This is a genomic window from Okeania hirsuta (genome assembly GCF_003838195.1).
Taxonomy (GTDB): domain Bacteria; phylum Cyanobacteriota; class Cyanobacteriia; order Cyanobacteriales; family Microcoleaceae; genus Okeania; species Okeania hirsuta.
In genome coordinates this window covers 1-10,811 of sequence record NZ_RCBY01000238.1, presented here as the reverse complement: position 1 = coordinate 10,811, position 10,811 = coordinate 1, and the positions used below count along the sequence as shown (strand labels likewise).

At 34.1% G+C, this 10,811-nt stretch carries 7 protein-coding genes and 1 tRNA gene; 1 reads left to right on the top strand and 7 read right to left on the bottom strand.

Annotation, left to right across the window (positions count from 1 at the left end; translation table 11 throughout):
* Positions 1 to 1,308: 1,308 nt before the first annotated feature.
* The 6 genes from D5R40_RS26315 to moaC all read right to left on the bottom strand — a co-directional run bounded on the left by D5R40_RS26315 (position 1,309) and on the right by moaC (position 8,254).
* Positions 1,309 to 2,934 (bottom strand): glycosyltransferase family 39 protein, encoded by a 1,626-nt coding sequence (locus D5R40_RS26315; protein WP_124145456.1) that lies wholly within the window; start codon positions 2,932 to 2,934, stop codon positions 1,309 to 1,311.
* Positions 2,935 to 2,993: 59 nt separating this feature from the next.
* Positions 2,994 to 5,258 (bottom strand): glycosyltransferase, encoded by a 2,265-nt coding sequence (locus D5R40_RS26310; RefSeq protein ID WP_192901136.1) that lies wholly within the window; start codon positions 5,256 to 5,258, stop codon positions 2,994 to 2,996.
* 501 nt (positions 5,259 to 5,759) lie between these two features.
* Positions 5,760 to 5,897 carry a hypothetical protein gene (locus tag D5R40_RS36105; RefSeq protein ID WP_161564571.1) on the bottom strand — a complete coding sequence of 46 codons (138 nt, stop codon included), beginning with the start codon at positions 5,895 to 5,897 and terminating at the stop codon, positions 5,760 to 5,762.
* 354 nt (positions 5,898 to 6,251) lie between these two features.
* A complete protein-coding gene (locus D5R40_RS26305) occupies positions 6,252 to 6,560 on the bottom strand; it encodes a DUF3181 family protein (protein WP_124145455.1) in 309 nt (102 codons plus the stop codon).
* A gap of 49 nt (positions 6,561 to 6,609) precedes the next feature.
* Positions 6,610 to 6,867: a 2TM domain-containing protein gene (locus D5R40_RS26300; protein WP_124145454.1), complete on the bottom strand. Its 258-nt coding sequence runs from the start codon at positions 6,865 to 6,867 to the stop codon at positions 6,610 to 6,612.
* Between the two features lie 892 nt (positions 6,868 to 7,759).
* Positions 7,760 to 8,254, bottom strand: coding sequence for a cyclic pyranopterin monophosphate synthase MoaC (gene moaC / locus D5R40_RS26295; protein WP_275670389.1), 495 nt, complete (start codon positions 8,252 to 8,254; stop codon positions 7,760 to 7,762).
* A gap of 223 nt (positions 8,255 to 8,477) precedes the next feature.
* On the opposite strand from moaC, the gene D5R40_RS26290 reads away from it, so the two are divergent.
* Positions 8,478 to 8,550, top strand: a tRNA-Arg gene (locus D5R40_RS26290).
* 2 nt (positions 8,551 to 8,552) lie between these two features.
* Here the strand turns inward: D5R40_RS26290 and D5R40_RS26285 are convergent.
* The gene (locus tag D5R40_RS26285) at positions 8,553 to 9,812 is read right to left on the bottom strand and encodes an MFS transporter (RefSeq protein WP_240038986.1); all 1,260 of its coding nucleotides are present in this window, start codon (positions 9,810 to 9,812) and stop codon (positions 8,553 to 8,555) included.
* Between the last annotated feature and the right edge of the window lie 999 nt (positions 9,813 to 10,811).

Sequence of the window (10,811 nt, the reverse complement as noted above, 5' to 3'; positions counted from 1 at the left end):
CGAAGGTATTAGTCAGATAAAAATAGCGATCGCTAAACTATAGCTATCCTCTTTTAGTTGTAAATTTTTCTGTTAAATTTCTCTAGGAATGAAAGAAATTTTACCCATATTTATTCCAGCAAAACTTTGTCATTCTCAGATTTTGCCATCGGAGAAATTCTTGGGATGAAAATCTGATTCTTTGTTTGACTGGTTATTTTGGTTTTTGGTTACTCAAGCTAACCTATGAATGCTGGAAAATAATATATCCATAAGTTGTCAAAAACTGGCAGATTATTTGTTACCTGAAATTGGAGTTGCCTTATTACCCAGAACTGCCTATGGAAAATTTGGAGATGGATATTTAAGATTATATACCCGCAAATTCTATTGAAAATATTCGCGAAGGTATTAGTCGGATAAAAAAAGCGATCGCTAAACTTCTGATTCTTTGTTTGACTGGTTATGTTGGTTTTTGGTTACTCAAACTAACCTATGAATGCTGGAAAATAATATATCCATAAGTTGTCAAAAACTGGCAGATTATTTGTTACCTGAAATTGGAGTTGCCTTATTACCCAGAACTGCCTATGGAAAATTTGGAGATGGATATTTAAGATTATATACCCGCAAATTCTATTGAAAATATTCGCGAAGGTATTAGTCGGATAAAAAAAGCGATCGCCAAACTATAACCTAATAAGGAAGAAGAAAGAAGAAAGAAAAAAGAAGGGATAAACAGGGTTTGCTGAAAAAGTATTTTTAAGAAGTAGGGGAGAAATTTTTTTGCCCTACTCTTACCTTTTATACTAACTTTTTGAGCGTTTTCGACTCTTTATACCATTTTGAAAAAAGAATGTTACGAATAGTAAGGGTGATAAAAATATTTTACAGGAGATGTCCCTTTGACCAAAAAGATGATTTACGAACTAAAAAATGGTATTGAAGCAATTCCCATGCGACTCCTGACTCCTGACTCCTGACTCCTAAAAATTCCCCCATCTATTTGTAGCAAACATTTATCAAATTGGTATTACTTCTTATTCCTTCCTTAAAAAGGGTAAAATGATAGATATAGCTATCTAAAATGAATATGAACTATAGCATAATAAGGTTTGCTTTCCTGCGGAATTGTGCGCAAACAGATAAGACCAAAACTTTTATGGTATCGATCTATAGACTTATTTACTAAATAATTAATAATTAAATGATTAAATTTTTAAATTTTTAAATAATTAAAGCCTCCCCTTTCAAGGGGTAAAAAATAATTTTTTTCCTTTTAGTCAATCCTCTTCCTAAAAGGAAGAGGTAATTATCAATTATCAATTATCAATTATCCATTAATGAACTATTCTTAACTTTCCACAATTCCTCATTTACAACAGACTCAAATTCCCACTGTTTTGCTTTCAGCGCTTCCCTCAGTCTTTCAGAGGGTCGAAATACAAATATCTCTGACTCATTCTCAACTATTTCAAAATTTGGAGAATTGTTCAATAATAATAGTCGAACGTCATCATCTAATATATAACTGAGTGAAATTAAATCTCCCCTGTTAGTATAATTAACGCCCAAGTCACTCAATAATATTGGGGAGTCGCTAGCGTTAATTTTTTTAGCAACCTCCCCATTAAAATAACTAGGGGCATTATGCCACCAAGTATCAGAAATAGCGCTGACAGTGCAGGATGTAATACTCGCTGTCAATAATATCCCTAAAACTACTCGCCAATATTTTTGACTCAAATATTTCCCTAATAAATAAGCAACTGATAAATATATTGCCGGAAAACAGGGAATTAAATAACGGGTGATGGCAGAACGTTTTCCACCTTGCACTAAATCAGGTATTACTAATATTATAAATGGTATAAAAATAGAAGTCAGAATAAATAATTTTGTGGAAAGATTACAATAACGACAAACCATATAAATTCCCCAAGCAATAATAATTAAAAATAGCAATCTCAGTAAATATGTGCCGATATTATAAAAACCAAAATCTAAGTCAATAAACATACATGAAAAACTCAAAATCCACTTTTTTAATAAAAAATCGAAGCTAACTGATACTCTTACCCAATTTGTTGCATAATAGGCTTGTTGCAGATTATTAATTACTACAATTATCCAAGGAAGATAGAGAATTATTATTCCTACTGAGGCCATGAAATAATCCAAAGGTAATGTTTGAATCAAAAGTTGAAATTTTGATAAATTAGATTGATTTTCAGGAGAAATTCTGACTACATAATTTGAGAAAAACCAATTGCTAATTACAAATATGCCATGGGAGATTAGAGTGAAACAAAAAAACAAATGAGTATATAAACCAACAGCAGAAATAACAATATATAATCCCCATTTTTTCCAACTGCGAGAATCTAGAGCTTTCAATAATAAAATACTACTAGCAATACTCAAAACAGTAACTAAACTATATTGCCTAGCAGTTTGAGCAAATAAAATTTCAACAGGTGATACAGCTAAAAATGTAGTTGCCAGTAAAGCAGTTAAATGGGAATTAAAAAGTTGCCTAGCTAGAACATATATTAATGGCAAAGATAATAAACTAATTAATGCTGGTAAACTACGAGATGCAGCGAGGGAACCACCAAATTTTTGCATCCATAAGCGAGCTATAAAATAATATAAAGGTGGATGATGGGGATTTTCAATTGTTAGAGAATTGAGAGTTCCTATTAAAGTGCTTTGTGGTTTAATTTGTTGATATTTTTGTAGTTGTTTAGCTGGAATAATTTGGTTTTGAAATGATTCTCGGTCAATATCATCTCCGCTAAAACCAGCAGCTCTTAAAGAGGTATATACTTCGTCATGCCAATAGACTTTTTTATCAAGGTAGAGAAAGCGGAATCCTATTCCTAAAGTTATGGTAATAATTAGTAAAATAACTATGGGTTGGGATAGGAAATTTTTGTTGATTTTTATAGTCATTTTTTTGATTTAATGGGGAGATATTGATAACTGATAACTAAAATGACTTGCCCCTAGTGCTATAGCTGACCAACTTCCATTGCTTCCTGTTTCGGTTTTCTTTCAAATATAAATCTTGGCTTCAAAAACACTCGCAATAATAACCATAAAGATTTTAATTCACCGGGTACTTTTAATCGCTGCCATTGTCCAGGCCGACAGAATAATAATTCTATTAATTGTCGTTTTTCAGATAAATTTACTTCCTCAAACCTTACTTTTATACAAGGAAAATTTTCACTCATTTCTATATTAGTTACATTACCTTGTAAATAAATTTCTTCTGGAACAATTTTCAACTTTAGTGGCAAATCTTCTACCAATAAACCATCAGAAATTTTCTGATTAATCTCTATCTCAGCACCCACCTCTGATATCTGTCTAGTAGTACCCCAAAGTATTTGGTTACCAATTTTTAACTTCACTACCCTTCGCAGATTAAACCATTCATATATATCTTGCTTTGGTACATCTATTAATGCTAATAATGCTACCCAAATCATCAATATATTATAAACACTCCAAAATAATCCCAAATTAAAACTTTCTATCTGTTCACCCACCTCCCAACTTGGATTTATATAATTGCCATATACATTAAATCCTAAACTTACACTATTTAGCACTAAAAATATTACCAAAGGCAAAGACAAACTTATATTAAAATAGTAGTGATCGCTTTTAATTCCTTTTGGTGTAACTTTAAATCTTTTTGAGAATGGATTTAGAAAAGTTTTAATTATTGTTATTGCTTTAGGAAAAGCCAAAATAGTATGATTCAAACCAGACAAAAGTAATGACTGGGAACGATAATTTAGCCAAGAAAATACAGTGAAACTTGCCAAATAATAAGGCAAAAAGAAATATAAGTATTCAGCAGCAGAAGCTTTAATTGGAATCACATCAAAAACAACATAAGCTATTGGCATAAACAGAAAACCAACATAACTAATGCTAGTAAACCAACTAAAAAATGTTTCTAAAAACGACAATCTTTGACCAATACTTAATCCAGGAATTGTCAAAGGATTAGAACTAATAAAAAATCCTTGTAAAGTTCCCCTTGCCCATCTTAATCTTTGAGTAGCATAAGAGGAAATATTTTCCGCAGCTAAACCAGCACTTAATTTTTCCTCTAAATAAACTGACTGATAACCTTTAGCTAATAAAATAACTCCTGTAAAACAATCTTCACAAATTGATTCTGTTACAAACCCTCCTACCGACTCTAAAGCTTTACGTCTGACTAAAAAAGAAGTTCCTGCACACAAAACTCCATTTGCACCATCTTTCATTGGTTGAATTTGTCGGTAAAATATTTCTTCTTCTGGAGTTAAGATATTTTCTAAACCTAAATTTCTAGCAATAGGGTCAATATTATAAAAAGTTTGAGGAGTTTGTAATAAGGCAAGTTGTTCATTTTGGAAAAATCCTAAAGTCCGAGTTAGAAAGTTTTTTGTAGGAATAAAGTCAGCATCAAAAATAACAATAATTTCACCATTTGTTTTGGTAATAGCGTGGTTGAGATTTCCAGCTTTTGCATCAGGATTATCATATCTAGTTATATATTCACAACCTAATTTTTCTGCTAAATGTTTCACTTCCGGTCTATTAGTATCATCCAGTAAATAAACTTTTTTATTCTCATATTCTAAAGCTTGGCATCCAATAACAGTACGCTCTAAAATAAACTCTGCTTCATCATAAGTGGGAATCAAAATATCCACAGATGGTTCAAAAGTTTTGTCTAAAATTGTCTGAGAAAAATAATCTGCTTCCTTTTTACGATTTTTAACATTGAACATCAACAACCAACCTAGAACACCACTACTTATTGTCACAATTTCTAGACCTAATAAACCCAGACTAAATATACCGTTTATAGGGTTATTTAGATTTAAAGTAGAGAGCGATCGCCAGGATAAATAACGAATAGTTAAACCCAATAAAATTCCCACTACCAAAACTCGCGACCAATTTTTCGGAGTAGGGGAAATTTTCATAATTCCTTGAGCAATTAAAAATAGTAAAATTGTCGGCAAAACTAAATATTTACTATTATCTGTTGGTACTTGTACCCACATGGGCGGATTTTCTTGAAAATAATGAATTTGAGTAAAAAATGTGTCTATTTGAGCAATTCCAGCAAACCAAGCCACTATAATAGTTGTTAATAGTGTTATTACTCCTATTACCAAGAGTGTTGCCAAACGTAATTTAACAAAAATCAGACTATTTATACGATTCCCTATAAATTTCTTGGCAATATTTAAAGTTGTCACCATAAATCACCTATTTTAACTTAAACTTAATCAAGATAATATAAAGAATATTATCTTCTTAAACTTAGTTTAATGATAATTTATCCTGAGATTTTCCTGAGAATTGGTGACTTTGTAAGCCATTAAAAAACTTCATATTCACCCTAAACTTAGGGCAGACAATATTCTTCCTAACTCAATTTCCTCTAGGCTCAAAATTAAGCCAAATTTACATGAAATGACAACCAACTATAACAATATGATTTAAGTTGTGAGATATTGGATACTTTTAGGGAACACTTAACTGGGAACAGGGAACAGAGAAAAACAAAAAAATGAATAAATATGAATATGATAACTGCTATATTCTCTACTTTTAAAGAACACCTCAATTCTCACGTCTGATTCCTGATTGCTATAATTATTCTAATAAAACTAGATAGTAATTCATTCAATACAGAATTGGGTTGTCTATTTAGTTGATTTTTAATAGACAACCCAATTACTAATTATTATCCCCAAATTTTATAACTCATCATTTAATTCCAAGCATTCTTGCCTAATTTCCCTAAATAATTCTTGCTGAAGCACTACAAAACTGTTAAAACCTACCAAAATCCATTGAATAATTGTTTCATAGTTACCAGGAGAATACCTAATCACTAAATTGATTGCTTCTAATGCTTTTTGGAAATGTTTCTGTTCTACCCCAGAATTAGAGTAAGAACCATGTATAACAATCCAAGACCATCCTCCAATATCATGTCCTTCAAAGTTGACTTTTCCATTACCACCCTTGAGATATTTACCAAAACCTATTTCTTTATTTTCGTGTCTAACAATTCTATCAGAAGAAGTAATTTTGCGATTACTGTATAACTGGATTTGATATTACTACTCCCTTTTAGGGAGAGGATTGACTAAAAGGAAAAAAATTTCTTTTTTCCTCTGGAAAGGGGAGGTTTTTAACCAAGGTATTTAATTAATAATTAATTATTTGGTAAGTCCTGATTGAATTTATAAATCAGCTCTAAACTCTGCCAAAACTTCTATCAGCTCACTTTGACAGGGCATTGGCAACAAGTTAATCAGAGAAACTTCTTGTCTACCCGCACCTAACTTAACAGGAATATTTTGCAGTATTTCCACAACTTTACCTTCAGAAGGTACTTCCTCAATCAGAATAGGATAAAACTTTTCTGCCAAAGTTAAATGTAGTTTTGCATCAGATAAATAGAGATGCCAACCAGCAATATCAATATAAACTTTATCCCCTATTTCTGCTGCTAAACTTTCAATTATTTGTGTTGTACTACCATTACTCATAACAACAATAAAACCTAATTTTTTTACCTACAGAATCACTAAAATTCTTTTATACAGAATCCTCAGTAGTAGATGAATAATCTGCCAGTGCGAAAATATAAATCCCGTGAACTAACAATAATGATACCCAAACACCTGTTACCCAGATAGCCCAAGGCCAAGTCGCTGCTGTGAGATTACGGAAAAACCACATACCAGAATTACTAGCAGCAAAAATAGCCACATGAATAGCAAAATTCATTCGGTCGTCTAACTTTCGGAATTCTGGGTCATTACGGTCAGGTTTACGAGGCCAACGAGGAGGCATAATACTTTATAAATTTATTTAATTACAGTTCAGTTTCTTTAATTATTCTAAAGGTAAGCTAGCAATTTGGAGATTATTTGCTAAAGAATATTGACTACTCCCCTGGCTCTTGCCGAGGGGATTCTAAGCAGATACTACGCAACAGGATAAATCCGTGTTGCTCCGTCTGTTCTTAGCTGAAATACACTCTCTGGGGACAATTTCCGCGGTGCCCCTACACAGTCGGCTTAGGAGGACTGAGTCAGGAGAAATGGGAATTATAGAGGAGGTAGGAGGAAGAATAGTCCCTTGATTTTTCAGCGTTGTGGTAATGATTTTTAGATTAAGTATCAACGCAAAACATCAGTTTTTCAATTTTACCTTCAGCTAATAGACATCTCCAAGAATCAAAAATCAATATCTATATCCCAAAGAAATTATCAATTCTTTACCCCTACTCCCTATGGGTGGAGTAGATGTCTAATTATCATTACATTTAAGCAACGCCGATTTTTCTGCGCAACTATGCGCCTAAAATGCTAATTTTTTGAACCTAAGCGACTTAAAAGCTGGGACTTTTTTCAACAAAAAAAATGCTAAAACCTTTATATGTCAATGCTTTTAGATTTAATCAGCAAACCCTAATTAACATTTAACCGCTGCGGGACATGGAAAGCCTAACATTCCCATAGGAAAAAACGGAGTGACTCTACCTTCTCCGGGTTTCCTAGCCATACCCAATTGACCAAGAGAAAAGAAAATGCAGAATTTTTTTGCCTCCTGATTGCAGGAGGTACCGATAACTGAAGTCCGCAGTTCCGACCTTATGAGGCTAACTGAATTGACCCAACTATTGGCGTAGCCTTTCCGGAGAAAACGGATATCTGATAATTACGCACTCGATGCATGACTTCTAACTCAATTGATAATCCCCAGACTTACCCCCACTCTTACTCAACAGACGAATCAACTCAATAGAAATAGACTTTTCCAAAGCCTTAGCCATATCGTACAAAGTCAAAGCAGCCACAGAAACTGCCGTCAAAGCTTCCATCTCCACCCCAGTTTCCGCCTTAGTTTTCACCATGGCCCGAACCTGATATCCAGGTAGTTGTGGATCGGCAATTAACTGAACATTTATTTTTTGTAATGGCAAAGGATGACACAAAGGAATCAGTTGAGCCGTTTGCTTGGCCGCCATAATTCCAGCCAACTTAGCAGTTCCCAAAACATCACCTTTTGGCGCATTACCAGCTTGAATAGTTTCAAATGTTTCTCTTGACATCCGTACTTGTCCACCAGCTTCAGCCTGACGCACAGTAGGCACTTTAGCAGATACATCAACCATTTGAGCTTCCCCCTTTTCATCCAAATGAGTTAAATTTTTTGGCGCATTACCAGCTTGAATAGTTCTTGATATCCGTACTTGTCCACCAGCTTCAGCCTGACGCACAGTAGGCACTTTAGCAGATACATCAACCATTTGAGCTTCCCCCTTTTCGTCCAAATGAGTTAAACTTTGCTCGAATTTAAAAAAATCTCTTGTCATTTTATTCAAGTGTGCTATTATTTATTATTAGTGCGGAAGAAAAGCTTTTTAATTAAGCTTGATCCAAAACTAAAGATGACGGGGGCCTGTAGCTTAGTGGATAGAGTGCGTGGCTACGGACCATGAGGTCGGGGGTTCGAATCCCTCCAGGCCCGTATTAAGAATTAATAGCATAAGTATCTTGTCCCTGACCAGAAGCAAATCTGATGGAATGGGGCAAATCTTTGTTTGACATGGTGATAAATGTAGCTAGTGCTAAACAAACAAGACAAGCATCTAGAGCAAACATACTTCTATAACTAAAACTAAATTGCTCTGCCACCAGACCAAAACAAGGACCAGCTAAAGCCAAACCTAAATCAAATCCACCAATACAAAGAGAGAAAAATTTACCTCTTTGACTAGGAAGACATCGGTCTGTGATTAAAGTAATCATCATAGGAAGAACCAAGCCACTAGAAGTCCCTCCGAGAATAGCTGCGAGTAAAATGGTGTTGCTGCTATTTGCTGTCCATAACGTTAACATACTCAACAAACTACAGGCGAGACCTCCACTGATAAAAATGCCGCGACCAAATCTATCTGAAGCTCGTCCAGTAAAACAGCGGATGATAAAACTAGCGATCGCTCTAACTGTATAAAAAAGTCCTGCATTCAGAGAAATTCCACTTTCTTGAATAAAAAGTGGTAGAAAGGTAACTGTTGTACCAAATACTAAACCCACCATCAACATCACAAAACTAGGGACTAAAACTCTACGACTCCCTAATATTTGCCAGAATTTTTGTTGCTGTAACTCATTTAAAACAGGATTTAGATCGGTTTGATTTTTTCCTACTGTAGTGTTTTGTTCCCTGACAAAAGAACCACATAATAAACTCATAACTCCCAGAGTAGAACAAAGGATAAATAAAGCCACATAACCACTCGCCTCTGCTAAAAAACCTCCTATCGCTGGGCCAATTCCCATACCTATAGGAGCTGCTAAACTCATATAACCAATTAATTCTCCCCTACGACCGGGAGGAGACAAGTCAGCGACCAAAGCACTATAACCAATAGTAACTCCAGCAATACTAATACCGTGAAAAGCACGAACTCCCATTAATAAAGGAAAAGACTTTAGTAGTAAGTAACCGAGTGGGGCGATCGCCGCTACACTTGTGCCAACTATTAGGACTAACTTCCTACTTCTTGTATCAGCTAATGGTCCTAGAAAAAATCGTGATAGTAATAGTCCCACAGCGAAGCAACCCATTACCAGGCCAATTTGTTGTTTTGTTCCTCCAATAAAATTTATGTAAAGAGGTAAGGTGGGTAGTAAGGTGGCTATACTTGACCAAAATAATAAGCCTGCAATGAACAACATCATTAGGCTGCGCTGGTTTTGAGGCTCAAGTGTTCGGAATACTTTCACAGTTAATTGACCCTGACCTAAATAACTTGTATTCCTATATTTTGTAACACATTGTTAAGATTTGCCTGTCTAAACTTTCTTAAATACCACTGTGGTTATATTTTTGTCAATTACTGGTTAAGGAGGGTGGTTAACGAAGTCAGAACTCATAACTCAGAAGTCAGAAGTTATTTTTGTCAAGGGGATTTTGAGCAACCCTCCTTGAATATTTCTGCTTTACACTATTGTTATATATTTGTCAATTATTGGTTAAGGAAGGTGGATAAAATTAGTTTGCTGTGCTAGTAAAAATTTAGGGCGATCGCTACAAAAACAACGAAATCATGGGCATTTGGAGCTTTATTTTGTTATTAAGTCATAGCTTACGTCAAATTATACTATTTTTGATAATATCACAAAATTGAGAATAAGCTCTGAAAGTATTGAAACTTGGTGGGTTTATTCAGGAATTTTTTTATTTTTTTTATCAGGGATTGATGACAAAATTTTGATTTTTTAAATTAAAAGTTGAAATATATAATTAAAACTGTTCAGATATCTATAGGAGGGAACAGGGAACAGGCAACAGTAGGAAAAATATTTCCCTGTCTAAGGTTTATTATCAGCATAAGTCGTAATACCATTTCTTTGTAACAATGCGCTTAATAATTGTTGCTCAGACTTTATTACACTGACTATTCTCATCTTTATATTAAGTGCAACTTGATGGAGAAATGGTATAACCAACCCATTCTTTTTCTTTGTTATGTATGTAAATACCTATAGAAAGTTTTTGAAGATAAGTCGGTAGACTTACAGCAAATTTCAGGAAGCGTGAGGTGCAATTCAAGACTAATCTATAATTTTTATTCATTCTTTATTCTCTCACAGGAGTGCGTATTCCCTCTCTTGGTTGATTGGATATCGGTACTTTGATATTTTTCACAGTGAAAATGCCTTCAAAGCTAGTGCAGGATGGCAGAAATAAGTGACCAGTAGGAGCAATGCCCTCTTCCTGAG